Here is a 25,051-nt window from a genome sequence, read left to right on the forward strand (position 1 = left end):
ACGTAGTTTGACCGGAGGCGCTGCGCTTAGCCGGTCTGGAATATGATCTCCGTATGCCCGGAGCGCTGCGCGCCACCGGGCTTTTTATTGGACAGCGATCTTGAACACATTAGAACACACCATCGGCAACACCCCTCTGGTCAAACTTCAGCGCATGGGGCCGGACAACGGCAGCGAAATCTGGGTCAAACTCGAAGGCAATAACCCTGCCGGTTCGGTGAAGGACCGGGCTGCATTGTCCATGATTGTGCAGGCCGAGAAACGCGGTGAAATTCAGCCCGGCGACGTGCTGATTGAAGCCACCAGCGGTAACACAGGTATTGCGCTGGCAATGATTGCCGCGCTGAAAGGCTATCGCATGACGTTGCTGATGCCCGATAACATGAGCCAGGAGCGCCGTGCGGCGATGCGCGCCTATGGTGCCGAACTGATTCTGGTCTCTAAAGAAGAGGGGATGGAAGGGGCGCGCGACCTGGCGCTAGCCATGGCCGAACGCGGTGAAGGCAAACTGCTCGATCAGTTTAATAACCCGGATAACCCCTACGCTCACTACACCACTACCGGTCCGGAAATCTGGCAGCAGACCAACGGGCGCATCACTCACTTCGTCTCCAGCATGGGCACGACAGGGACCATTACCGGCGTATCCCGTTTTCTGCGCGAGCAGGAAAAGGCGGTAACGATTGTGGGTCTGCAGCCGGAAGAGGGGAGCAGCATACCGGGTATTCGCCGCTGGCCGTCGGAATACATGCCGGGCATTTATAACGCCCAGCTGGTGGATCAGGTGCTGGATATTCATCAACGCGAGGCGGAGAATACGATGCGTGAACTGGCCGTGCGTGAAGGTATCTTCTGCGGGGTCAGCTCGGGTGGCGCGGTAGCGGGAGCATTGCGTGTTGCGAAGGCACATCCCGGGGCTGTCGTGGTGGCGATTATCTGCGACCGCGGCGATCGCTATCTTTCTACCGGCGTCTTTGGTGAAGAGAGTTATACGCAGGGGGCGGGGATTTAAGCGTCATGGAGATGATTTTATTCCGGGATAACACCCGGGCGCAGCAAACCGATATTGTCGCGGTACAGTCGCAGGTGGTTTACGGCAGCGTGGGGAACAGCATTGCGGTGCCGAACATTCGTACCCACCGGCTGACCGTCACCGCCGTGCCGACCGTGCTGTTCAGCAACACGCCGCACTACGATACCTTTTACGGTGGCGTGATCCCCGATGAGTGGTTCAGCGGGTATCTTAAGGCGCTGGAAGAGCGCGAGATCCTGCGCGAGCTTAAAGCCGTTACCACGGGCTACATGGGCAGTGCCAGCCAGATAAAATGCCTGGCGCAGTGGCTCACCACGATCAAAGCGCAGCATCCTGACCTGCTGGTGTTGGTTGACCCCGTTATTGGCGATATTGACAGTGGGATGTATGTAAAACCTGATATCCCTGAGGCGTATCGGGAGTACCTGCTGCCACTGGCGCAGGGGATCACGCCTAACGTCTTTGAGCTGGAAGTGTTAAGCGGTAAACCGTGTCGTACGCCTGAAAGTGCCATAGCGTCAGCGCAGGGGTTACTTTCCGACACGCTGAAATGGGTGGCCATCACCAGCGCGCCGGTGGCGGACGATCCGGAGAATATTCACGTGGTGCTGGTTACCCGAGACGGTGTGACCGTCAGTGCGCATCCGCGTGTTGAAACGGACCTGAAAGGCACGGGCGACCTCTTCTGTTCAGAGCTGGTGAGCGGGATCGTTGAGGGCAAAACCGTTGCCGATGCGATTCGCATGGCAGGAGACCGCGTCACAGATGTGATGATTTATACGCAGTCGAAAGGCTACGACGAGCTTATACTGCCCGCATAAACAAAAATGGCGCCCGAAGGCGCCATTTTTCTGTGCGGCAAGAATTACTTCTTGATGCGGATAACCGGGGTTTCACCCACGGTGACGCTGCCAGACAGTTTGATCAGTTCTTTGATTTCGTCCATGTTGGAGATAACAACCGGCGTCAGGGTAGACTTGGCTTTTTCTTCCAGCAGTGGCAGATCGAATTCAATGACCGGGTCGCCAACTTTAACACGCTGGCCTTCTTCCGCGATACGTTTGAAGCCTTCGCCTTTCAGTTCAACGGTGTCGATACCGAAGTGAACGAACAGTTCGATACCGCTATCAGATTCGATAGAGAACGCATGGTTGGTTTCAAAAATTTTACCGATGGTGCCGTCAACTGGAGCAACCATTTTGTTGCCAGTTGGTTTGATAGCAATGCCATCACCAACGATTTTCTCAGCAAACACTACATCCGGCACGTCTTCGATGTTGACGATCTCGCCGGAGAGCGGAGCAACAATCTCAATAGTTCCGGAGTCTTTCTTATCATCAGAAACCAGAGATTTCAGTTTATCGAACAAACCCATGATCTTCTCCTAAGCAGTAATTTGGGCCGCATCTCGTGGATTAGCAGATTGTTTTTTCTTCAATGAACTTGTTAACCAGCGTCATTAACTCGTCCGTTGTCGGTTGAGCAAGAGCCTGCTCTGCTAACACCTTCGCATCTTCGAAGTTCGTGTTACGGATAATCTTCTTAATGCGCGGGATGGAAATGGCGCTCATAGAGAATTCGTCCAGACCCATACCCAGCAACAGAAGTGTAGCACGTTCGTCGCCTGCAAGCTCACCACACATGCCAGTCCATTTACCTTCTGCATGAGAAGCATCAATAACTTGCTTGATCAAGTTCAGTACGGACGGTGACATTGGCTGGTAGAGATGTGAAATCATATCATTACCACGGTCAACTGCCAGGGTGTACTGCGTTAAATCATTGGTACCGATACTAAAGAAATCAACTTCTTTGGCTAAATGACGCGCAATGGTCGCCGCCGCAGGTGTTTCCACCATCACGCCGATCTCAATTGACTCGTCAAATGCTTTACCTTCGTCGCGCAGTTCCTGTTTGTAGATTTCGATCTCTTTCTTCAGTGCACGCACTTCTTCAACAGAGATGATCATCGGGAACATGATGCGCAGTTTACCGAAAGCAGACGCACGCAGGATAGCGCGAACCTGATCGCGCAGGATCTCTTTACGATCCATCGCGATACGAATCGCACGCCAGCCCAGGAACGGGTTCTCTTCTTTCGGGAAGTTCATGTACGGCAGCTCTTTGTCGCCACCGATATCCATGGTACGGACGATAACCGCCTGAGAGCCACACGCTTCAGCCACAGCTTTATACGCAGCAAACTGTTCTTCTTCAGTTGGCAGCGCGTCACGGTCCATGAACAGGAATTCAGTACGATAGAGACCCACACCTTCCGCGCCGTTGCGCTCAGCGCCATCGACGTCACGTACGGTACCGATGTTTGCGCACACTTCAACCTGATGACCGTCCAGAGTGATGGCTGGCAGGTCTTTCAGCTTAGCGAGTTCCGCTTTTTCAGTCGCAACCTGCTCCTGAACCGCGCGCAGTTTTTCGATCTCTTCGTTAGTTGGGTTGACGTAAACCACGTTGTTTACGGCATCCAGAATCAGATAATCGTCGTTTTTGACCTGAGAGGTGACGCTACCGGTACCCACAATGGCAGGCAGTTCCAGAGAACGCGCCATGATAGAGGTGTGGGAGGTACGGCCGCCCGCGTCAGTGATGAAACCGAGGACCTTTTTCAGGTTCAACTGTGCGGTTTCAGACGGGGTCAGATCGGCGGCAACCAGGATGACTTCATCCTGAATAGCGCTCAGGTCGATAATGGCCAGACCCAGGATGTTGCGCAGCAGGCGCTTACCGATGTCACGTACGTCAGCCGCACGTTCTTTCAGGTATTCATCATCCAGTTCTTCCAGGGCAGTTGCCTGACCTTCGATAACTTCATGCGCAGCAGCGTCTGCCGTCATGCTTTTATCTTTAATCAGGGCTATGATTTCCTGCTCCAGCTCCTCATCTTCGAGCAGCATGATGTGCCCTTCGAAGATGGCTTCTTTTTCTTCACCGAAAGTTTCGCCAGCTTTAGTCTTGATTGCTTCCAGTTGCGCAGATGCCTTGGCACGACCGCTCAGAAAACGTTCAACTTCCTGATCAACCTTGTCGGCAGAAATTTTTTTCCGGTCGATGACGATCTCGTCTTCTTTCAGCAGCAGTGCTTTGCCGAAAGCGATACCCGGGGATGCTAAAATGCCTGAAATCATAACCCTACCTTACTTGTGACTGATATTTAAAAGAACCCGGAAACTTACTCGAGCTCAGCCATCAGTTTTACCAGATGCTCAACTGCTTTCTGCTCGTCTTCACCTTCAGCAGAGATGGTGACAACGGTACCCTGAGTCAGACCCAGAGTCTGCAGTTTGAACAGGCTTTTTGCGCTGGCGCTTTTGCCGTTGGAAGTCACAGTGATTTCAGAAGTGAAGCCTTTCGCTTCTTTAACAAACTGAGCAGCAGGGCGGGTGTGCAGACCGTTCGGAGCGGTAATGGTAACTTCTTGCTGGAACATTGTATTTCCCCAACTTATAGGTTTAGTGTTGTGGAACTAAAGTCTAGCCTGGCGACTTAACTTTAGCCTGTATTGTTAGCGCTGACGTTTCGATCGTCATTAAACATTATGCAGCGAAAGCAAGACTTGAACCAAATCATAAAATCGATTCAGCAAGGCTATTTCGTTCACTGATTAATTTCACGCATCAAAATAATTGCTGGTTTAAATACCAGACCCAACGGGGTGAATCAATGCCAGGAGGGGTAAAACTTTGAAGCAGGCCACAAAAAAGCACCCAAAAAGGTGCTTTTTTACGCGTTATTAACATGCTGGCATTACTGTTGCAGTTCTTTTTCAGTGAACAGATCGGCAAACAGTGCGGTGCTCAAGTAACGCTCACCCGATGAAGGCAGGATAACCACAATATTCTTATTGGTAAAGGCCTCATCTTCCTGAAGTTTGAGCGCTGCCGCAACAGCAGCACCGGAAGAGATGCCCGCCAGAATACCTTCCTCGTCCATCAGACGACGTGCGGTAGAGATAGCTTCTTCGTTGGTGATGGTCACCACTTTATCAATAAGCTTCAGATCCAGGTTGCCCGGAATGAAGCCGGCACCGATACCCTGAATTTTATGTGGGCCGGGTTTAATCTCTTCGCCCGCCAGCGCCTGGGTGATCACCGGCGAGTCGGTTGGTTCCACGGCAACGGTAATCAGGTCTTTTTTACCTTTTGTGCCTTTTATATAGCGCGACACGCCAGTCAGGGTTCCGCCGGTGCCTACACCGGAGATAAATACATCAACCTGACCGTCGGTATCTTCCCAAATTTCCGGGCCGGTGGTCTTTTCGTGAATTTCCGGGTTCGCCGGGTTGCTGAACTGCTGCAGCAGCAGATATTTCGCCGGATCGCTGGCAACAATCTCTTCTGCTTTCTGAATCGCACCCTTCATGCCTTTGGCACCTTCGGTCAGCACCAGATTCGCGCCCAGCGCTTTCAGCAGTTTGCGACGTTCGATGCTCATGGTTTCAGGCATGGTCAGCGTCAGTTTATAACCGCGCGCCGCCGCAACATAGGCCAGTGCGATACCGGTGTTACCGCTGGTCGGTTCAACCAGCTCAACGCCTGGCTTCAGCACGCCACGTTTTTCAGCATCCCAAATCATATTTGCACCGATACGGCACTTCACGCTGAAGCTCGGGTTACGTGATTCGACCTTCGCCAGAATGCGTCCATTACCGATACGGTTCAGTCGAACCAGGGGCGTATGACCGATAGTCAGCGAGTTGTCTTCATAAATCTTACTCATGGCCTGTCCTTAACTGTATGAAATTGGGATACCGTCCCAGCATACCTGTTGAACAGGTAGGGGGAAGTAAGGAATTCGCATATCTATATACTGCAAGGAAATAATGGGGATCAGTATGGAATAAGGGGCGGCATAAGCCACCCCCTTTTTACACATTTTTGCATTACTTCCATAACGCGTGCTTAGCACGGTAGCAGTCAACCCACATCGCCGTTGCGCCGCAAACGGCGACCGGCATGATGAACAGGTTGAGCACCGGGATCATGGTGAACAGACTGGTCAGCGCCCCGAACTGCATATTCGCGACTTTTTGCGTACGCAGGGCGCTGCGCATCGTTTTGAACGGCACCTTGTGGTTATCGAACGGATAATCGCAGTACTGGATTGCCAGCATCCAGGCGCTGAACAGGAACCACAGCACCGGGGCCACCGTCTGACCGACGCCAGGGACAAAATAAAGGATAAGCAGCACAATGGCGCGGGGAAGATACCAGGCAAACTTCTGCCATTCGCGCTTCATGATGCGTGGGATATCTTTCATGATCCCCAGCATGCCCGTATCCGGCGGCGTTGCACCGGTAAGACGTGCTTCCAGCTGTTCTGCCAGCAGGCCGTTAAACGGCGCAGCTATCCAGTTTGCAATCGTCGAGAAGAAGTAGCCGAACACCAGCAGCACGGAGATGACCGCAACCGGCCAGAGCAGGTAGTTCAGCCACTGCAGCCAGTCCGGCACATGGCTCATCAGCGAAGGGATCCAGCTCTCCAGTTTGGTGAACAGCCACCAGAACGCGCCGCCCATCAGGATAATGTTAATCAGCAACGGCAGAATGACGTAGCGACGAATCCCCGGCAGTGAGACCAGTTTCCAGCCCTGAGAAAAATACCAGACGCCGCTGCGCGGGGGAGAAGATGATGTTGAAACCATAACCAGGCTGTACTCCTTTTTTCACAACCAGTGGAATTGCCCGCCTATATTATCCACTTACGGACCAATGACCAGTTCGGAAATGTTCGAAAAAACAGCAAAAAGCACGATTTAGTTCATCTTTATGCTGTGAATGCTCTGCACACACTTGCACTTGACGTAAACGGCAAATACTCTTAGTGAGTAAATGTTTGCCGTGGTGGCAAGGTGTTAGAACAACAGAGAATATAATGATGCAGGATTTGCGTCTGATATTAATCATTGTTGGCGCGATCGCCATAATCGCTTTACTGGTACATGGTTTCTGGACCAGCCGTAAAGAGCGTTCCTCTATGTTTCGCGATCGCCCACTGAAGCGCATGAAGTCCAGTCGTGATGACGATGACAGTGAAAATGACATCGACGGAAGCGACGACGACGGCGTGGGTGAAGTTCGTGTTCATCGGGTCAATACTGCGCCCGGCGCGGCTCATGGGGAGCATGAAGCCCCTCGTCAGCCTCCGCAGCACCAGTATCAACCGCCGTATGCTTCTGCACAGCCGCGCCAGCAGGCGCCGCAGCCTGGAGAAGAGCCGGTGCGTCAGCCGCCGCAACAGCCTGTCCATCAGCAGCCTGCTGCGCCACAGCCGGTTCAGCAACAGCCTGTGCAGCAACCCGCGCCACAACAGCCTGCACAGCCGGTACACCAACCGCAGCAGCCTGTTCACGTGCAGCCTGCACCTCAGCCTGCGCCGGCCCCGCTCGTTGAACCAGAGCCCGTGGTTGAGCCAGAACCGGTTGTTGAAAAACCGCAGCGTAAAGAAGCGGTCATCATCATGAACGTGGCTGCGCATCATGGCACCCACCTGAATGGCGATGTCCTGCTTAACAGCATTCAACAGGCAGGCTTCAAGTTTGGCGACATGAATATTTTCCATCGTCACCTGAGTCCTGACGGTAGCGGTCCGGCGCTGTTTAGCCTGGCCAATATGGTTAACCCTGGCACCTTTGACCCGGAAATGACCGGTGATTTCGTGACGCCGGGTGTCACTATCTTCATGCAGGTGCCGTCCTACGGTGATGAACTGCAAAACTTTAAGCTGATGCTGCAGTCCGCGCAGCACATTGCTGACGAAGTCGGTGGTGTGGTGCTCGACGATCAGCGTCGTATGATGACGCCGCAGAAACTGCGCGAGTATCAGGACCGCATCCGCGAAGTTAAGGAAGCCAACGCGTAATCATCGCGTTTACATCGACTCCTCTTCAACCCCCGCATGTCGGGGGTTTTTTCTCATTGATGGTGTGATATGGACTCAATCGAACAACAACTCACTGAACTGCGAACCACGCTTCGCCATCATGAATACCTCTATCATGTTATGGACGCGCCGGAAGTGCCGGATGCGGAGTATGACCGTCTGATGCGCGAGTTGCGAGAGCTAGAGGCGCAGCACCCGGAATTGATTACGCCCGACTCACCCACGCAGCGCGTGGGTGCGGAGCCGCTGGGTGCTTTCAGTCAGGTACGTCATGAAGTGCCAATGTTGTCTCTGGACAACGTCTTTGATGAAGAGAGCTTCCTCGCGTTTAACAAGCGCGTGCAGGATCGCCTCAAAAGCAGCGACTCCCTGACCTGGTGCTGCGAGTTGAAGCTGGATGGTCTGGCGGTCAGCCTTCTCTATGAAAACGGTGTGCTGGTGCGTGCCGCGACGCGGGGTGATGGTACGACGGGTGAAGACATTACCACTAACGTACGCACCATCCGTGCGATCCCGCTGAAGCTGCAAGGGGATAATATTCCAGCCCGTCTGGAAGTGCGCGGTGAAGTATTCCTCCCGCAGGCGGGCTTCGAGAAAATCAACGAAGAGGCGCGCCGTACCGGCGGGAAAGTGTTTGCTAACCCGCGTAATGCGGCGGCAGGCTCCCTGCGCCAGCTTGATCCCCGTATCACCGCGAAGCGACCGCTTACTTTCTTCTGCTATGGTGTCGGGATTCTGGAAGGCGGTGAACTGCCGGATACCCATCTCGGACGTTTATTGCAGTTTAAAGCGTGGGGCCTGCCGGTGAGTAACCGTGTTCAGCTGTGCGACTCCCCGGAAGCCGTGCTGGCGTTCTACCGCAAAGTGGAAGAAGACCGCCCGACGCTTGGTTTTGATATTGATGGCGTGGTTATCAAGGTTAACTCACTTGCGCTGCAGGAGCAGTTAGGCTTTGTGGCGCGCGCGCCACGCTGGGCAGTGGCGTTTAAATTCCCGGCGCAGGAGCAGATGACCTTTGTCCGTGACGTGGAGTTCCAGGTGGGCCGTACGGGCGCGATTACCCCGGTTGCCCGTCTGGAGCCGGTGCAGGTTGCTGGCGTGCTGGTGAGTAACGCCACGCTGCATAACGCCGATGAAATTGAACGTCTCGGCCTGCGCATTGGTGACAAAGTGGTGATTCGTCGCGCGGGCGATGTTATCCCGCAGGTGGTGAACGTGGTTGAGTCAGAGCGTCCTGACGATACGCGCGCCATCGTGTTCCCGACGCATTGCCCGGTATGTGGATCTGACGTTGAGCGCGTTGAAGGTGAAGCGGTGGCTCGCTGTACGGGCGGCTTAATCTGCGGGGCACAACGTAAAGAGTCACTGAAGCACTTCGTTTCCCGTCGGGCGATGGACGTCGACGGAATGGGTGACAAAATTATCGATCAGCTGGTAGAGAAAGAATATGTTCATACGCCTGCAGATCTCTTCAAACTGACCGCGGGTAAACTCACGGGTCTTGATCGCATGGGACCGAAGTCGGCCCAGAATGTGGTTAATGCCCTGGATGCTGCCAAAGAGACAACCTTTGCCCGATTCCTTTATGCGCTCGGTATTCGCGAAGTGGGCGAAGCCACGGCGGCGGGCCTGGCGGCGTATTTCGGTACGCTGGAAGCCCTGGAGAAGGCGAGTATTGACGAGCTGCAGAGAGTCCCGGACGTGGGGATTGTCGTCGCGACGCATGTCTTCAACTTCTTTGCCGAAGAGAGCAACCGCGAGGTGATCGGCAAGCTGCTGGAAGAGGGCATCAGATGGCCGGCTCCGGTCGTGGTCAACGCTGACGAGATCGACAGCCCGTTTGCCGGCAAAACGGTCGTTCTGACCGGCAGCCTGAGCCAGCTTTCCCGTGATGATGCTAAAGCACGACTGGTTGCGCTGGGCGCAAAAGTGGCAGGCAGCGTGTCGAAGAAAACCGACCTGGTTATTGCCGGGGAAGCCGCCGGTTCGAAGCTTGCTAAAGCTCAGGAGCTGGGCATTGAGGTTATCGACGAAGCGGAAATGATGCGCCTGTTAGGAGAGTAACGTGGAGAAAGAGCTGCTCGTTGAGATCGCCAACACGGAGATGCCATTCGGTAAATATAAAGGCCGCAGGCTGATTGATTTACCGGAAGATTATTTGCTGTGGTTTGCCCGCAAAGATGGGTTCCCGGCTGGACGACTGGGTGAGCTGATGGCTATCACGTTACTGATTAAAACCGAGGGGCTGACGCAGTTGGTTCAGCCCCTGAAACGTCCTTAAGCTTTCGCGGCGCGGGTCTCTTCCTGCGCCTGTTTTTCCGTCTGGCGTTTGTAACGACGCGCCAGCACCGCGCAGACCATCAGCTGGATCTGATGGAAAATCATCAGTGGCAGTACCATCATCCCTATCATTGAGGTCGGGAAGAGAATGTTTGCCATAGGAATGCCGTTCGCCAGGCTCTTCTTCGAGCCACAGAAGACAATGGTAATTTCATCGGCTTTGTTGAAGCCGCACTTGCGGGCCACAAAGACGTTTACGCCAATCACAATCGCCAGCAGAACAAGGCTGACCACCACGATAAACAGCAGCGAGCCTGCGCCCACCTTATGCCAGATGCCATTCACAACCGCTTCACTGAAGGCTGAATAGACTACCAGCAGAATCGACGACTGGTCGGTTTTTGAGATCCATTTTTTGTGCTTTGCAACAAACGCGCCCGTCCATGGGCGAGAGAGATGGCCCAGCACAAACGGCAACAGCAGCTGCAGACAGATTTTACCTACCTGTTCCAGGTTACCTTCCGCGCCGTGCATGTTCATCAGCAGACCCACCAGCAGCGGCGAAACGAAAATCCCTAACAGGCTGGATGCCGACGCTGAACAGACTGCGGCTGCGACGTTACCTCCCGCCAGAGAGGTAAACGCGATAGCGGACTGCACGGTAGCCGGCAGAATGCACAGATACAGGAAGCCGGTATAAAGGGCTGGGTCGACATTCACCGGTGCCCACCATGCGAACAGCACGCCGAGTACAGGAAAGAGGATGAACGTGCTGCACATCACCCAGAGGTGCAGTCGCCAGTGACTCCCTCCCGCAATAATGGCTTCGCGCGAGAGCTTTGCGCCGTGCATAAAGAACAACAGCGCGATGGCCGCGGTCGTCAGTCCTTCAAAAAAAGGAACGAACCCGCCCCGCGCAGGGAAGAAGGAGGCCAGTAATACCGTGACAACCAGAGTAAGCGTAAACGGATCAAGAATACGAAATAGTTTCATAATGACTCCTGAAAACAGATATCGCTATTGTGCTTTTTTCCGTTTGAGAAATAAAATTGATTTATTGCATCCATTCATGAATTAAACAGATGAATTATTCCTTACGCCAGCTTCGCATCTTCGTCACCGTAGCCCATGCCCGCAGCTTCAGCCGGGCAGGGGAGATCATCGGCCTGAGCCAGTCCGCAGTAAGCCACAGCGTGAAAGAGCTGGAGAGCCAGACGGGTGTCCGGTTGCTTGATCGCACCACGCGTGAAGTCGTGCTCACGGAAGCCGGACAGCAGCTGGCTCAGCGCCTTGAACGGCTGCTGGACGAACTCAACAGTACGCTCAGAGATGTAGGTCGACTGGGGCAGCAGCTGTCGGGTACCGTGCGGGTTGCGGCCAGCCAGACGATATCCGCGCACCTTATCCCGCAGTGTATTGCAGAGGGTAATCATCGCTATCCGGATATCGATTTTGTTTTGCATGACAGGCCGCAGCAGTGGGTGCTGGAGAGCATCCGTCAGGGCGATGTGGATTTTGGTATTGTTATCGATCCCGGTCAGGTGAGTGACCTGGAGTGTGAAATTGTGCTTTCTGAGCCGTTTCTGTTGCTTTGCCGGGACGACGATCCGCTAGCCGCGCAGCCGTCTGTTCATTGGCAGGCGTTGCAGGGAGCGAACCTGGTATTACAGGATTATGCCTCAGGCAGCCGTCCGCTGATTGATTCTGCGCTGGTGACGCAGGGCGTTAAGGCGACCATTGTGCAGGAGATTGGACACCCGGCAACGCTGTTTCCCATGGTGGAGGCCGGCATAGGGATCAGTGTATTACCCGCCCTGGCGCTCCCTTTGCCGCAGGGAAGCCGTCTGGTCGTGAAGCGACTGACGCCTGCTATTGAGCGAAAACTGATGCTGGTACGGCGAAAAAACCGTTCGCTCTCCGGGGCTGCGCAGGCTATCTGGGAAGTGGTGCGTATCCAGGCGCAACGATTAACCGAGGCCCGTATACGCGATCCACTGTTTAACTCAACAGAGCGTTAGACGTAGATGTCTATTTGATGATTGTCTGATGCGTTCTTCGGACCTTCCACGTTGACCAGACTTTGCTCTTGTTTCTTCTGGGCTTCTTCCGCCTGCTGGCGCTGCAGTTGTGCGAGCTGTGCCTGCAGCACTTTGATTTGCACCTGGATAAGCTCCTGCTGCTTCTTCTTCTCTTCCGCACTGCCGGAACCGTTCGCAACCTCTTTTAGCTGTTGAGTCAGCTTGGTTATCTTGTCAGTGATGCGGCTGATTTGGGCAGCGATATCGTTGCCGCCGGAAGAACGACTCCCGCCACCGCTGGTTTGAATGGGCTGGGTTGTAGCCTGAATGGTCGTCATACTTTTTCCTCTCGCTGTAAAACAGAGGTATCGGCGCCAACGCAATTAGCTTGAGCAAAACTGCCATATCTGGCAGGGAAAGGTATTGATACCAAATCAGTATTGATGGTGCAGAGAAAGTGTATTGGAGGTAACCCGCAGGCTCCAGATATAAGACTAAGGTCATGCGATCGGTGATATCGCGATCTTAATTCTCAAGGAGCTTTTATGACCCTCTCGAATAATCCCTGGCTCTCTGCCGACATCATTCGTGCCGCTAAACCTGACTTCACTCCGCGGGTTGCGTTTATTCTCGGCTCAGGTCTTGGCGCGCTCGCCGAGCAGATTGTTGACGCTGTGGTACTGAGCTATGAAAAACTGCCGGGCTTCCCGGTGAGCACCGTTCACGGTCACGCCGGTGAGCTGGTGTTGGGGCATCTTGCCGGTGTTCCGGTCGCCTGTATGAAAGGGCGCGGTCACTTCTATGAGGGCCGCGGCATCGCCGTCATGACCGATGCAATCCGCACCTTCAAACTGCTGGGCTGCGAACTGCTGTTCAGTACCAATGCCGCCGGTTCGTTACGTCCGGAGGTTGAACCGGGAAGCCTGGTTGCCCTCTGCGACCACATCAACACCCTGCCGGGTACCCCGATGGTCGGGCTGAACGATGACCGTTTTGGCGACCGTTTTTTCTCGCTGGCCAATGCTTATGATGCAGATTGCCGTGCCCTGCTGCAGACCGTGGCGAGCGAGAAGGGCTTTCCATTGCATGAGGGGGTGTTTGTCTCTTATCCAGGCCCTAACTTCGAAACCGCGGCTGAGATCCGCATGATGCAGATCATCGGCGGAGATGTGGTGGGAATGTCAGTGGTGCCGGAAGTGATCTCGGCGCGCCACTGTGGCCTGAAGGTGGTCGCCGTTTCGGCCATAACCAACCTTGCTGAAGGTTTGAGCGATGTAAAACTGTCGCATGAACAAACACTTGCCGCCGCCGAACTCTCTCGCCAGAACTTCATCGATCTTATCTGCGGTTTTCTGCGCCAGCTTGCCTGAGCGAAACAACACCGTGGCCCGTGAGGGCCACTCTGCTATAAGGAATCGGGTATGAACATCACGACGCGCTTAAAGATGATGTCCTTTATGCAATATTTTATCTGGGGAAGCTGGCTCGTTACTCTCGGCGCTTACATGATTAACACCCTGGGTTTTTCCGGCTCTGACGTGGGGATGGTCTACAGCTCGAAGGGGCTTGCCGCGATCGTGATGCCCTCGCTGGTGGGCATTATTGCCGATAAGTGGTTGCGGGCAGATCGTGCATATGTGATTTGCCATCTCGTCTGTGCTGTTGCGCTTTGCTATGCCGCGCAGGTCAATGAACCGGGGCTGATGTTCTGGGTCATGCTGGTTAATGCCATGGCCTTTATGCCGACCATTGCGCTATCGAATACCCTTTCCTACTCCTGTCTTGAGCAGGCAGGGCTGGACACGGTGACCCATTTTCCAAAGGTGCGGGTCTATGGCACGGTAGGCTTCATTGTGGCGATGTGGGCCATAAGCCTGATGGGGGCAGAGTTAACTAACATTCAGCTCTACATTGCTGCTGCCGCGTCGCTGGTACTGGCGCTCTATTCACTGACGTTACCGGCCATTCCGGTGGCGAAGAATAAAACCTCATCGACGCTGGCAAGCAAACTTGGCCTGAATGCGTTCGTCCTGTTTAAACAGCCCCGAATGGCGGTGTTCTTTTTGTTTGCGATGCTGCTGGGCGCCGTGCTGCAAATCACCAATACTTTCGGTAGCCCCTTTCTGCATGATTTTGCGCGTAATCCGGCGTATGTGGAAAGCTTTATCGTTAAATACCCTTCTATTTTGCTCTCCGTCTCGCAGATGTCAGAGGTGCTGTTCATCCTGACCATTCCTTTCTTCCTCCGACGTTTTGGCATAAAAACCGTGATGCTGATGAGCATGGTGGCCTGGATGCTGCGGTTTGGACTCTTTGCGTATGGCGATCCTTCCGCGACAGGCGTCGGGCTGTTGATGCTGTCAATGCTGGTCTACGGTTGCGCGTTCGACTTCTTCAACATCTCCGGTTCGGTGTTTGTCGAACAGGAGGTAAGCGCTGATATCCGCGCCAGCGCGCAAGGGCTGTTTATGACGACCGTTAACGGTATCGGTGCTTATTTCGGATCGGTATTGAGCGGCGCGGCGGTAGATTATTTCTCCGTGGATGGGGTGAAAGACTGGCAGACCATCTGGCTGGTATTTGCGGCGTATGCGTTGATGCTCGCCGTGGTGTTTTATTTCAGCTTTAACTATCGCCACACCAGTAAAAACAGCGAGTTGCGCACAGTTGCGCATTAAAGTTTTCCCGGCAGGCGGTGAAAGGCTTTAAGGTGGGAGCATAAGTGTTATCGCCAGGATATGTGTTGATGGAACGCGTCTACCGAACCGACCTTAAGCTGCTGCGCTATTTTCTGGCCGTCGCTGAGGAACTTCATTTTGGACGGGCTGCGGCCCGGCTCAATATGTCGCAGCCGCCGTTGAGCCTGCATATAAAAGAGCTGGAAAGTCAGCTCGGTACCTTACTGTTTATTCGCCACTCACGAAGCGTCGCCTTGACCCATGCGGGTAAAGTATTGATGGAAGAGTCCCATCGACTGCTTGCCAGCGCAAACCAGGCACTGGCGCGGGTCGAACAAATTGGACGGGGTGAGGCGGGGCGGATTGCGCTGGGCATTGTCGGTACCGCCATGTGGAGCGAAGTGCGCACGGTCATGCGCACATTTTTGAAAGAGCATCCGAACGTTGATGTCGTCTTTCGTGAAAAGTCGCCGGTAATGCAAATGGCGCTGCTGGAGCGTCGGGAGCTGGATGTCGGGATCTGGCGAATGGCAACCGAGCCCACTGCAGGATTTACCAGTATCCGCTTACGGGATGCGGCATTTCTGGTTGCGCTGCCGGAGGATCACCGGCTGGTGGGGGAAAGCGCAATTGCGCTCACCGAACTACAGAATGAGTACTTTGTAACTATGCCGTCTGCGCATTCTGACTGGTCGTTCTTACAGCGAGTGTGTCAGCAGGCCGGTTTTTCACCGATGATAGTGCGTGAAGCCGATGAACCGCAGACGGTGCTGGCAATGATCAGTATGGGAATGGGGATTACGTTAGCTGCTGACAGCTATGCGCAAATGCAGTGGCCCGGTGTGGTATTTCGTCCATTACAGGTACGTATACCGGCAGATTTGTATGTGGTGTATGACGAGAAGCAGGCGACGCCGGCGATTAAGTCGTTGATAGCAACGTTGACGGAAGAGTGATGTTATACCGCAGATAGCAAAAAAGCGCCTTTAGGGCGCTTTTTTGCATTGGTGGGGCGTGCAGGATGACTCGCTTCGCTCGCCCTTCGGGCCGTCGCCGTAAACGGCTCCGTTGCCTCACTGCGTTCGGCTCGGACCTGCTGCAGGTTCGAATCATCCATACCGCAGATAGCAAAAAAGCGCCTTTAGGGCGCTTTTTTACATTGGTGGGTCGTGCAGGATTCGAACCTGCGACCAATTGATTAAAAGTCAACTGCTCTACCAACTGAGCTAACGACCCGAAATGGTGGGCGATGACGGGCTCGAACCGCCGACCCCCTCCGTGTAAAGGAGATGCTCTACCAACTGAGCTAATCGCCCATTTCGGAACTGCTGCGATAAGGTGAGAATGGTGGGCGATGACGGGCTCGAACCGCCGACCCCCTCCGTGTAAAGGAGATGCTCTACCAACTGAGCTAATCGCCCAATCTCAATACTTATCTACACTGCGAGTCTACTTAAGTAGATGGTGGGTGATGACGGGCTCGAACCGCCGACCCCCTCCGTGTAAAGGAGATGCTCTACCAACTGAGCTAATCACCCCCGCTGTGTGGAGTCGCATTATAGGGAGAGTTGAAAATGAGTCAACGCATTTTCTAAAGTTTTTATTCGTTCGTCGTAAAATTAAACAAAACGATCGCGAAACGGGCGATGACGCATGATTTCTAAACAAAAATCGCAAACTCCCTCACGATAAAGGGATCAACATTGAGGAATCCCCCCACAGTGATAGAATATTGCCCATTGTTTTTTTCCCAGGATTTGCCGATTGCCGGCATCTTTATAACGTAAGGCCATTTCATGAAAATCAAAACTCGCTTCGCGCCGAGCCCGACAGGCTATCTGCACGTCGGTGGTGCACGTACCGCTCTCTATTCCTGGCTTTTTGCACGCCACAACAAAGGTGAGTTCGTACTGCGTATTGAAGACACCGATCTTGAGCGCTCCACGCCGGAAGCAATTGAAGCCATTATGGATGGTATGAACTGGCTCAATCTGGAGTGGGACGAAGGCCCGTATTTCCAGACCAAACGTTTTGACCGCTACAACGCCGTGATTGATGAGATGCTGGTCGCGGGTACAGCGTATAAATGCTATTGCTCCAAAGAACGCCTTGATGCGCTGCGTGAAGATCAGATGGCGAAGGGTGAAAAACCGCGTTATGACGGCCGCTGCCGCCATGACCATAGCGAGCATGCTGCTGATGAACCGTGCGTGGTGCGTTTTGCTAACCCGCAGGACGGCTCGGTAATTTTTGACGACCAGATCCGGGGCCCGATCGAATTCAGCAACCAGGAGCTGGACGATTTGATCATCCGCCGCACCGACGGTTCCCCAACCTATAACTTCTGCGTTGTGGTTGACGACTGGGATATGGAAATCACGCATGTTATCCGTGGCGAAGACCATATCAACAACACTCCACGTCAAATCAACATCCTGAAAGCGCTGAACGCCCCTGTTCCGGTCTATGCGCACGTGTCCATGATCAATGGCGACGACGGCAAAAAACTGTCTAAACGCCACGGTGCGGTCAGCGTCATGCAGTATCGCGACGACGGCTATCTGCCGGAAGCGCTTCTGAACTATCTGGTGCGTCTGGGCTGGTCCAGCGGCGATCAGGAGATCTTTAGCCGTGAAGAGATGATCAATCTGTTCTCTCTGGGCGCGGTGAGCAAATCTGCGAGCGCGTTTAACACTGATAAGCTGCTCTGGCTGAACCACCACTACATCAATACCATGCAGCCGGAATATGTGGCGACATACCTGCAGTGGCACATTGAGCAGGCAAATATTGATACTCGTACTGGCCCTGAACTGGCGGAACTGGTGAAACTGCTCGGCGAGCGTTGCAAAACGCTGAAAGAGATCGCTGAAAGCTGCCGCTACTTCTATGAAGAGTTTGACGAGTTCGATGCAGACGCGGCGAAGAAGCACCTGCGTCCGGTTGCGCGTCAGCCACTCGAAGTGGTGCGTGACAAACTGGCGGCGATGACTGACTGGACTGCCGAGAATGTGCATCATGCCATTCAGGCGACGGCAGATGAGCTGGAAGTTGGTATGGGCAAAGTGGGTATGCCACTGCGTGTGGCAGTCACCGGTGCGGGTCAGTCTCCGGCACTTGATGTTACCGTTCATGCCATTGGTAAATCACGCAGCGTAGCGCGCATTAACAAGGCGCTGGATTTTATTACTGAGCGCGAAAACCAGCAGTAATAACGCCTGAACCATGAAAAACGGCAGGGAAACCTGCCGTTTTTTTATGCATTAAATTCAGCAATGCCGAGACGTGCAAGAAAGCCGCGTATCCCTTCTCGCTTCAGTAACGCATCCAGACGTTCCTGCTCAAGGTGCGTCATATTCTCCAGCGTCTCGATGATCCCAGGACGCAAAGTAGAGGAGGGGTCACTGTACAACGATGTCACCTCCGCCAGATGGTACACCGCCTGACGGTTACGGACAGCCGGGAGGCTCATGATGTGCTCCTTCACGCGGGCATCAATGTGAATCAGCCGTGCACGTCCGCCTTTCACCCCATTGACGCCCTCGGTTTTCCATCCCTGCTGGCGTATCCAGCGGTTCACCGTTTGCCGTGCAACACCCAAATTTTCTGCCAGCTCTTCTGTGGTCATTTTGCTACGGAATCTTTTCATATCAGTTCTGGTCGCGTATCCCTAAACGTTGCAACAATCCGGTAATCCCTTCCCGCAGTAACAGTGATGTCATCTGCCTTTGCTCTTCCGGCGTCATTTCATTTGCCAGCGTCAGGAGCAGGGAGTGAAGCGAGCCATCATGGCTGGCACTTTCTGGTATCTCAGACGTTTCACTTGCCCGGCGCGCGCTGCGGATAAACTCACGCACTTTTTCATTAACGTGCACCAGACGCGCTTTGCCGCCCTGGACTCCTGGTTTTGGCGATGTAATCCAACCCTCTTTGCGTACCCATTTATTGATGGTCTGGCGGCTATAGCCAGTGAGCAGGGCTAACTCTTCTGGCGTCATTCGTTCCTTGATCATGCAATTTCCTGAATATTCGTGGGGTTAATTAACGGCTCATTTTATAGCACCGTTTTAGAGGAAAATGTGACAGGCTTAACTCATGACTGCGAGCAGACTCGCAAAGTGATTCATTTGCATGATTTTTCGGCGATTGAACCGCCGTCATTGATTTTGCCGTTGACACTCCGCAGCGGAATTCATATTATGCCGCCCGTCAACATGACAGCTTTACGATGGGGCTATAGCTCAGCTGGGAGAGCGCTTGCATGGCATGCAAGAGGTCAGCGGTTCGATCCCGCTTAGCTCCACCACACTCTGAACCCAACAGAGTGCGGTCAGTAAAGTCAACATGTGGGGCTATAGCTCAGCTGGGAGAGCGCTTGCATGGCATGCAAGAGGTCAGCGGTTCGATCCCGCTTAGCTCCACCAAAATTTGAACCCTCGTCGAAAGACGGGGGTTTTTTTATGCTTTTGTAAAACTCTTCACCCTAATTTGTTGCTGAAATAGAGGTGTTTTTGTACCTCACCTCAATCAAAATCAATAAAGCGGTCTATAAATAGACTTCAACTTGATTCGCGCAATTAATAAACCTATTATCCATCCGGTCAATGATACGAATGGAAAATAGATTATCTAACTTAATGAATAGAAAAACTTACAATAATGTAAAGATATTTATAACTGCCCTGGCGCTTTGCCTGGTTGCGGTGCCATTCTCCCGTTATATCTCTCCGCGCGCTGTTGTTAATGGTCATGACGTATATTTAGCATGGCTGCCTTTAAGCGTAATGCTGGCGGTTATTCTGGTATTTGGGCGTCGGGCGGTTATTCCTGTTCTGTTAAGTTTTACTATCACTAATATATTCAGCATTGATTTAGCACCGCTACAATATTCAGTTTTATTGTTCTGTCAGACGTTCTCGGTGTTTGCGGGGTGCGGCATCCTCAGGATCATACTGGGCAAGCGCTGGCGCTACTGCGTGCCGAACAAGCATATTGGGTTACGGATATTTTGGCTCGGCTTTATGGTACCGATAGGCATAAAAGTGTCGATGTACCTGGCAGGTTATTTGTTCCATTTCCCGGTTACTATCTCAACCTTCTTCGGTGAAGGTACCGCAATTTATAACGTAGTCGATATACAAAGTCTGATCTGCGCGGCGTTGATATTTACCATGATGTTCTATTACCCGTTAAGAATGATAATTAATCCACGTTATGCCATCACCTTCTGGCGACGCAGTGTGAAGCCCGTGTTTTTTCAAAAGAAATCGCTATATATATTAGTCTGGCTGATGCTTTTAATCGTCATCCTCGCAATTTTATGTGCTCCTTTTGAGTCACCTATTATTGCGGGCTATTTAATGCCAGTGATTTTTATTCTCTTTACGTTAGGGATCAGTCGCCTGAGCTACGCGCTCATTTCTCTTTTCTGGGCGGCATCCGCACTTCTGCTGTTGACCTATAACTATAATTTCCTCAATGGCGTGGAGTCAGGCCATTCGCTCTCCTTTATTTTGTCTGTCCTTATCTCTTTCGCCATCTGTTTGCTCTATATGTCGCGGATTTATCAGCGCAGCGAGTGGCTGAAGCAGGACTGGCAGGACAGGGCGCTAACCGATCCGCTGACCGGTTTACCGAACATTCGTGCACTGGAAGATTTTCTGCAGGACCACCCTGATGCCAAAGTGTGCTGTCTGCGAATGGACAACCTCGAGTTCTTGAGTCGTCACTACGGCATTCTTATGCGGGTGCATTGCAAACGGATGGTGACCACCTCGCTGCAGCCATTTTTGCAAAAAGATGAGCGGCTTTTCCAGCTCCCGGGCAGCGAACTGGTGCTGGTATTGCTGGGGCCGGGAACCGCTGAGCGCCTGCAGCATATGGTCGATCAGCTGAACAGCCGTAAGATTGTCTGGAACAACACCGGGTTGGATATTGAATTTGGCGCTTCCTGGGGAATGGTTGAAAACGGTGAGAAGTTACACCATACGCTGGGGCAGCTCAGCTGGCTGGCTGAGCAATCTTGCGGAGCGCATAATGTACTGGCGCTCACCAATAGCCTCGAGGTGGCATCAGGACAAACAACCGAGCGGGTTTTGATGTTAGCACGCATTAAACATGCTTTGGATGCCGGACAGTTTCATTTATACGCCCAGCCAATCCAGAAGGCAGATGGTAGCGGGTATTACGAAATACTGACGCGCATGGAAAGCGAGGGCGAGATCATCACCCCAGACCGCTTTATACCGCTGATTGCCCAGTTTAACCTGAGCCACCGCTTTGACATGTGCGTGATGGAAAAATTACTGGTGTGGCTGCGCGATCATCCAGCGACGCATGCCGGTGTGCGTTTTTCTGTCAATCTGATGCCCCTGACGTTGATGCAAAAAGAGGTGGCCATCGAGATTTGCTCGCTCTTTGAACGCTATGGCGTAGCACCACAGGCGGTGGTGATTGAGATCACCGAAGAGCAGGCTTTCTCTAATTCGGGCAGCAGTATCAAAAACATTCAGCAGTTGCGGGACTGCGGTTTCCGGATCGCGATTGATGATTTCGGCACCGGATATGCCAACTACGAACGTCTCAGACGTTTGCAGGCGGACATCATCAAAATTGACGGGTGCTTTGTGAAAGATATCTGTACCGACGATATGGATGCGATGATCGTGCAGTCGATTTGCAACCTGGCGAAGACGAAATCACTGAGTGTGGTGGCCGAATATGTTGAAACGCCGGAACAGCGGGAGAAGCTGCTTCACTTCGGGGTCGACTATCTGCAGGGTTACCTGATTGGCAAACCCAAACCGCTTAATGAATTACGGACATAAAAAAACCGGGAGCTGAGCTCCCGGTTTTTATTTCGCTGCAGGTGTTACAGTACCAGTGCCGCAATAGAGGCAGACAGTACGCTCACCAGCGTAGAACCGTAAACCAGCTTCAGACCGAAGCGAGAAACCACGTTACCCTGTTCTTCATTCAGACCTTTAATCGCACCGGCGATAATTCCGATGGAAGAGAAGTTAGCGAAGGAGACCAGGAACACGGACAGGATGCCTTCCGCACGTGGAGAGAGCGTGCTGGCAATTTTCTGCAGATCCATCATCGCAACGAATTCGTTAGAGACCAGTTTAGTCGCCATGATACTGCCTACCTGCAGCGCTTCATGTGCAGGAACACCCATCACCCAGGCAACCGGGTAGAAAATGTAGCCCAGAATGCCCTGGAAGGAGATACCCAGAACCGCTGCGAACAGGGCGTTCAGAGCAGAAATCAGGGCAATAAAGCCGATCAGCATCGCCGCAACGATAATCGCCACTTTGAAACCAGCCAGAATGTACTCACCCAGCATTTCGAAGAAGCTCTGACCTTCATGCAGATTTGCCATCTGCAGGTTTTCTTCGCCTTCGTCAACACGGTACGGGTTGATCAGAGAGAGAACGATAAAGGTACTGAACATGTTCAAGACCAGCGCGGCAACCACGTATTTAGGTTCCAGCATCGTCATATACGCACCCACGATAGACATGGAGACGGTAGACATTGCGGTGGCTGCCATGGTGTACATGCGGTTGCGGGACATCTTACCGAGGATGTCTTTATAGGCGATGAAGTTCTCAGACTGACCCAGGATCAGGGAGCTGACGGCGTTGAACGATTCCAGTTTACCCATGCCGTTAACTTTGGAGAGTACGGTACCAATGGCGCGGATAACGACGGGCAGCACACGAATGTGTTGCAGAATACCGATCAGCGCAGAGATGAAGACGATAGGGCACAGTACCTTCAGGAAGAAGAACGCCAGACCTTCGTCGTTCATTTTACCGAAGACAAAGTTCGTCCCTTCGTTGGCGAATCCGAGCAGTTTTTCGAACATTTCGGAGAAGCCTTTTACGAAGCCAAGCCCCACGTTGGAGTTCAGGAAGAACCACGCGAGCAAAACTTCAATAACGAGAAGCTGAACAACAAAGCGGATGCGGATTTTTTTACGGTCATGGCTGACCAATAACGCAAGCGCAGTAACGACAACGAGTGCCAGGACAAAATGAAGGACGCGGTCCATATTTGCTCCAAATATGAGGCAGGTTTAATTTTCGTGCACATTCTATGTAACAAGCGAAAAGAAAACGAGATCAAGGACACACTATAGTTACATCCTGTGACGAGTCTCAAAATTAGTGATCCACAATACATTTTTGTTATGTTAGGTAAATGCGTGAAAAGTTAAGTTTGTGTGCTAGTCTTCACAAAAGCGTGCGCGATTGCAGGTTTTGTTAGATCGCCCCACCTTACCCGCCCGTCTATTGTTCAAAGCTATCAGAGAAATCACAATAAACTCACTAAATGATCTTGATAATCATTCTCATTTTGATAGCATTAAACATAGCAAAGGCTATATTTCCAGAGGCAGAAATGACAAACAGTCGCGTAGAGGGTAGCAATGGCAGAGCAGCGCGCAAGTTGCGGTTCGCGTTAATGGGACCTGCGTTCATTGCTGCCATCGGCTATATCGATCCAGGTAACTTTGCGACCAATATTCAGGCCGGGGCCAGCTTCGGCTATAAGCTGCTCTGGGTGGTCGTGTGGGCTAACCTGATGGCCATGTTGATTCAGATGCTGTCCGCGAAGCTGGGGATTGCCACGGGCAAAAACCTGGCTGAACAAATTCGCGATCACTATCCGCGTCCGGCGGTATGGCTTTACTGGGTTCAGGCGGAAATTATCGCCATGGCAACCGACCTCGCCGAATTCATCGGGGCCGCGATTGGTTTTAAATTGATCCTCGGCGTCTCGCTGCTTCAGGGCGCGGTGCTCACCGGGATTGCCACTTTCCTGATCCTGATGCTGCAGCGTCGCGGTCAAAAACCGCTGGAAAAAGTTATCGGTGGGCTGCTGCTGTTTGTGGCGGCGGCCTATATCGTCGAGCTGATTTTCTCTCAGCCGAATCTGGCACAGCTCAGCAAAGGGATGATTATCCCGAGCCTGCCAACCTCTGAAGCGGTGTTCCTGGCCGCCGGGGTGCTGGGCGCAACCATCATGCCGCATGTCATTTACCTGCATTCCTCGCTGACACAGCACCTGCACGGTGGGACGCGCAAAGAGCGTTACTCTGCGACGAAATGGGATGTGGCGATCGCCATGACCATTGCCGGTTTTGTGAACCTGGCGATGATGGCGACCGCTGCCGCCGCTTTCCATTTTAACGGTCACACCGGTATTGCCGATCTCGACCAGGCATACCTTACGCTGGAACCGTTACTGAGCCACGCTGCTGCCACGATATTCGGGCTGAGCCTGGTGGCGGCCGGTCTCTCGTCAACGGTTGTGGGGACGCTGGCAGGGCAGGTGGTGATGCAGGGCTTTGTCCGTTTCCACATTCCGCTTTGGGTTCGTCGCTCCGTGACCATGCTGCCCTCCTTTGTTGTGATTCTGATGGGGCTGGATCCCACGAGAATTCTGGTCATGAGCCAGGTACTGCTGAGTTTTGGTATCGCGCTTGCACTGGTGCCGCTGCTGATCTTTACCAGTGACAAAAGCCTGATGGGCGAACTGGTGAACAGCACGCTGGTGAAACGAACCGGTTGGGTCATTGTGGCGGTAGTGGTGTCGTTGAACCTGTGGCTCCTGGTCGGCACTGCTCTGGGGTTATAGCGTCGCGTTGAACGAAAGAAAAAGGAGCCGGGAGGCTCCTTTTTGCATTACTGATGATGCATTAGTGATGACGCATTAGTGATGATGGCCGTGACCACCGTGTCCTCTGCCACCGTGACCCCAGCCACCGCGGCGGTCGTCACGATCGTTCCAGCCTTCACGGTAACCACGTTCATAGGCGTTGTTTTTGTACCAGCCGCGATGCAGGCCATTATCATGTCTGCGCCAGCGGTCGCCGCGCCACTCATAGTGACGGTTCCAGTAATCACGGTCGCGCCAGTAGCCACCGTCCCAGTATCTGCCGTAGTCGTCACGATCGCCAATTTGTAATTTAACTGATGGCAACAGGGTGATTTCGCCCGCAGTGGCGATCAGCGGGGCCGAAGCCAGTAATACCGCTGCAAGAATCAGTGACCTGAACATACTCTTTCTCCTTCACGATCGGGGCCTTTGTGGGGCCTGTTAACGCAATATTACGAGTTGGTAAAGGCTCGTTT

Annotated in this window: 23 protein-coding genes, 6 tRNA genes and 1 other RNA gene; 14 read left to right on the plus strand and 16 right to left on the minus strand. The window is 53.1% G+C overall.

Translation table 11 applies throughout. The features are described 5' to 3' along the window. Positions 1-100 precede the first annotated feature (100 nt). Both cysM and pdxK read left to right on the plus strand, forming a co-directional pair. Positions 101-1,012: a cysteine synthase CysM gene (cysM, locus tag BJ887_RS02525; protein ID WP_121339181.1), complete on the plus strand. Its 912-nt coding sequence runs from the start codon at positions 101-103 to the stop codon at positions 1,010-1,012. A 5-nt stretch (positions 1,013-1,017) separates the two neighbouring features. Then, entirely contained in the window at positions 1,018-1,854 is an 837-nt protein-coding gene (gene pdxK / locus BJ887_RS02530) for a pyridoxine/pyridoxal/pyridoxamine kinase (protein WP_121339183.1), read from the plus strand. A 44-nt stretch (positions 1,855-1,898) separates the two neighbouring features. On the opposite strand, the gene crr is transcribed toward pdxK, so the two are convergent. The 5 genes from crr to cysZ form a co-directional block, all read right to left on the minus strand. Continuing rightward, entirely contained in the window at positions 1,899-2,408 is a 510-nt protein-coding gene (gene crr / locus BJ887_RS02535) for a PTS glucose transporter subunit IIA (protein WP_003861316.1), read from the minus strand. A 40-nt stretch (positions 2,409-2,448) separates the two neighbouring features. Further along, positions 2,449-4,176, minus strand: coding sequence for a phosphoenolpyruvate-protein phosphotransferase PtsI (gene ptsI, locus BJ887_RS02540; RefSeq protein ID WP_014171087.1), 1,728 nt, complete (start codon positions 4,174-4,176; stop codon positions 2,449-2,451). Between the two features lie 44 nt (positions 4,177-4,220). After that, entirely contained in the window at positions 4,221-4,478 is a 258-nt protein-coding gene (gene ptsH / locus BJ887_RS02545) for a phosphocarrier protein Hpr (protein WP_000487600.1), read from the minus strand. A gap of 317 nt (positions 4,479-4,795) precedes the next feature. Continuing rightward, positions 4,796-5,767 carry a cysteine synthase A gene (gene cysK, locus BJ887_RS02560; protein WP_020883087.1) on the minus strand — a complete coding sequence of 324 codons (972 nt, stop codon included), beginning with the start codon at positions 5,765-5,767 and terminating at the stop codon, positions 4,796-4,798. Positions 5,768-5,930: 163 nt separating this feature from the next. Then, a complete protein-coding gene (cysZ, locus tag BJ887_RS02565; RefSeq protein ID WP_121339184.1) occupies positions 5,931-6,692 on the minus strand; it encodes a sulfate transporter CysZ in 762 nt (253 codons plus the stop codon). Between the two features lie 230 nt (positions 6,693-6,922). On the opposite strand from cysZ, the gene zipA reads away from it, so the two are divergent. The 3 genes from zipA (at position 6,923) to BJ887_RS02580 (ending at position 10,211) form a co-directional block, all read left to right on the plus strand. Then, positions 6,923-7,909 carry a cell division protein ZipA gene (gene zipA, locus BJ887_RS02570; RefSeq protein ID WP_020883089.1) on the plus strand — a complete coding sequence of 329 codons (987 nt, stop codon included), beginning with the start codon at positions 6,923-6,925 and terminating at the stop codon, positions 7,907-7,909. A gap of 69 nt (positions 7,910-7,978) precedes the next feature. Then, on the plus strand, positions 7,979-9,994 hold the full coding sequence (gene ligA, locus BJ887_RS02575; protein WP_121339186.1) for an NAD-dependent DNA ligase LigA: 2,016 nt from the start codon (positions 7,979-7,981) through the stop codon (positions 9,992-9,994). 1 nt (position 9,995) lies between these two features. Continuing rightward, positions 9,996-10,211: a putative quorum-sensing-regulated virulence factor gene (locus tag BJ887_RS02580; RefSeq protein WP_121339188.1), complete on the plus strand. Its 216-nt coding sequence runs from the start codon at positions 9,996-9,998 to the stop codon at positions 10,209-10,211. Here the strand turns inward: BJ887_RS02580 and BJ887_RS02585 are convergent. Further along, positions 10,208-11,203 carry a bile acid:sodium symporter family protein gene (locus BJ887_RS02585; RefSeq protein ID WP_014171081.1) on the minus strand — a complete coding sequence of 332 codons (996 nt, stop codon included), beginning with the start codon at positions 11,201-11,203 and terminating at the stop codon, positions 10,208-10,210. The genes BJ887_RS02580 and BJ887_RS02585 overlap by 4 nt on opposite strands. Positions 11,204-11,292: 89 nt before the next feature. On the opposite strand from BJ887_RS02585, the gene BJ887_RS02590 reads away from it, so the two are divergent. After that, the gene (locus tag BJ887_RS02590; RefSeq protein WP_014171080.1) at positions 11,293-12,228 is read left to right on the plus strand and encodes a LysR family transcriptional regulator; all 936 of its coding nucleotides are present in this window, start codon (positions 11,293-11,295) and stop codon (positions 12,226-12,228) included. On the opposite strand, the gene BJ887_RS02595 is transcribed toward BJ887_RS02590, so the two are convergent. Beyond that, on the minus strand, positions 12,225-12,566 hold the full coding sequence (locus BJ887_RS02595) for a FlxA-like family protein (protein ID WP_020883093.1): 342 nt from the start codon (positions 12,564-12,566) through the stop codon (positions 12,225-12,227). The two genes, BJ887_RS02590 and BJ887_RS02595, sit on opposite strands and share 4 nt — an antisense overlap. Before the next feature lie 207 nt (positions 12,567-12,773). Between BJ887_RS02595 and xapA the strand changes: the two genes are divergently transcribed. The 3 genes from xapA (at position 12,774) to BJ887_RS02610 (ending at position 15,862) form a co-directional block, all read left to right on the plus strand. Next, a complete protein-coding gene (xapA, locus tag BJ887_RS02600) occupies positions 12,774-13,598 on the plus strand; it encodes a xanthosine phosphorylase (RefSeq protein ID WP_121339190.1) in 825 nt (274 codons plus the stop codon). Between the two features lie 51 nt (positions 13,599-13,649). Then, entirely contained in the window at positions 13,650-14,906 is a 1,257-nt protein-coding gene (locus BJ887_RS02605; protein ID WP_121339191.1) for a nucleoside permease, read from the plus strand. 68 nt (positions 14,907-14,974) lie between these two features. Beyond that, positions 14,975-15,862 carry a LysR family transcriptional regulator gene (locus tag BJ887_RS02610; RefSeq protein ID WP_121339193.1) on the plus strand — a complete coding sequence of 296 codons (888 nt, stop codon included), beginning with the start codon at positions 14,975-14,977 and terminating at the stop codon, positions 15,860-15,862. Between the two features lie 49 nt (positions 15,863-15,911). On the opposite strand, the gene BJ887_RS02615 is transcribed toward BJ887_RS02610, so the two are convergent. From BJ887_RS02615 to BJ887_RS02635, 5 genes are all read right to left on the minus strand, one after another. Further along, a non-coding RNA gene (locus BJ887_RS02615) (RtT sRNA) lies at positions 15,912-16,039 on the minus strand. Between the two features lie 27 nt (positions 16,040-16,066). Beyond that, positions 16,067-16,142, minus strand: a tRNA-Lys gene (locus BJ887_RS02620). Positions 16,143-16,146: 4 nt separating this feature from the next. Continuing rightward, positions 16,147-16,222, minus strand: a tRNA-Val gene (locus BJ887_RS02625). A 29-nt stretch (positions 16,223-16,251) separates the two neighbouring features. After that, a tRNA-Val gene (locus BJ887_RS02630) sits at positions 16,252-16,327 on the minus strand. Positions 16,328-16,368: 41 nt separating this feature from the next. Continuing rightward, positions 16,369-16,444: transfer RNA gene (locus tag BJ887_RS02635), tRNA-Val, on the minus strand. Positions 16,445-16,702: 258 nt separating this feature from the next. Between BJ887_RS02635 and gltX the strand changes: the two genes are divergently transcribed. Then, positions 16,703-18,118 carry a glutamate--tRNA ligase gene (gene gltX, locus BJ887_RS02640; RefSeq protein ID WP_014171074.1) on the plus strand — a complete coding sequence of 472 codons (1,416 nt, stop codon included), beginning with the start codon at positions 16,703-16,705 and terminating at the stop codon, positions 18,116-18,118. A 44-nt stretch (positions 18,119-18,162) separates the two neighbouring features. Here gltX and BJ887_RS02645 read toward each other — a convergent pair whose 3' ends face one another. Beyond that, entirely contained in the window at positions 18,163-18,555 is a 393-nt protein-coding gene (locus BJ887_RS02645; RefSeq protein WP_014171073.1) for a YfeC-like transcriptional regulator, read from the minus strand. A gap of 1 nt (position 18,556) precedes the next feature. Then, a complete protein-coding gene (locus BJ887_RS02650; RefSeq protein ID WP_014171072.1) occupies positions 18,557-18,919 on the minus strand; it encodes a YfeC-like transcriptional regulator in 363 nt (120 codons plus the stop codon). A 217-nt stretch (positions 18,920-19,136) separates the two neighbouring features. Here BJ887_RS02650 and BJ887_RS02655 point away from each other — a divergent pair. The 3 genes from BJ887_RS02655 (at position 19,137) to BJ887_RS02665 (ending at position 21,733) form a co-directional block, all read left to right on the plus strand. Continuing rightward, a tRNA-Ala gene (locus BJ887_RS02655) sits at positions 19,137-19,212 on the plus strand. Positions 19,213-19,254: 42 nt separating this feature from the next. Further along, positions 19,255-19,330, plus strand: a tRNA-Ala gene (locus tag BJ887_RS02660). Between the two features lie 213 nt (positions 19,331-19,543). Continuing rightward, positions 19,544-21,733 carry an EAL domain-containing protein gene (locus BJ887_RS02665; RefSeq protein ID WP_025203504.1) on the plus strand — a complete coding sequence of 730 codons (2,190 nt, stop codon included), beginning with the start codon at positions 19,544-19,546 and terminating at the stop codon, positions 21,731-21,733. A 44-nt stretch (positions 21,734-21,777) separates the two neighbouring features. On the opposite strand, the gene BJ887_RS02670 is transcribed toward BJ887_RS02665, so the two are convergent. After that, positions 21,778-22,965 (minus strand): NupC/NupG family nucleoside CNT transporter, encoded by a 1,188-nt coding sequence (locus BJ887_RS02670; protein ID WP_014171069.1) that lies wholly within the window; start codon positions 22,963-22,965, stop codon positions 21,778-21,780. A gap of 350 nt (positions 22,966-23,315) precedes the next feature. Between BJ887_RS02670 and BJ887_RS02675 the strand changes: the two genes are divergently transcribed. Next, a complete protein-coding gene (locus BJ887_RS02675) occupies positions 23,316-24,554 on the plus strand; it encodes an Nramp family divalent metal transporter (RefSeq protein ID WP_121339195.1) in 1,239 nt (412 codons plus the stop codon). A gap of 75 nt (positions 24,555-24,629) precedes the next feature. On the opposite strand, the gene BJ887_RS02680 is transcribed toward BJ887_RS02675, so the two are convergent. After that, the gene (locus BJ887_RS02680; protein WP_014171067.1) at positions 24,630-24,977 is read right to left on the minus strand and encodes a DUF2502 domain-containing protein; all 348 of its coding nucleotides are present in this window, start codon (positions 24,975-24,977) and stop codon (positions 24,630-24,632) included. Between the last annotated feature and the right edge of the window lie 74 nt (positions 24,978-25,051).

Source organism: Enterobacter sp. WPR_3_1 (genome assembly GCF_003635055.1).
Classification (GTDB): Bacteria; Pseudomonadota; Gammaproteobacteria; order Enterobacterales; family Enterobacteriaceae; genus Enterobacter; species Enterobacter ludwigii.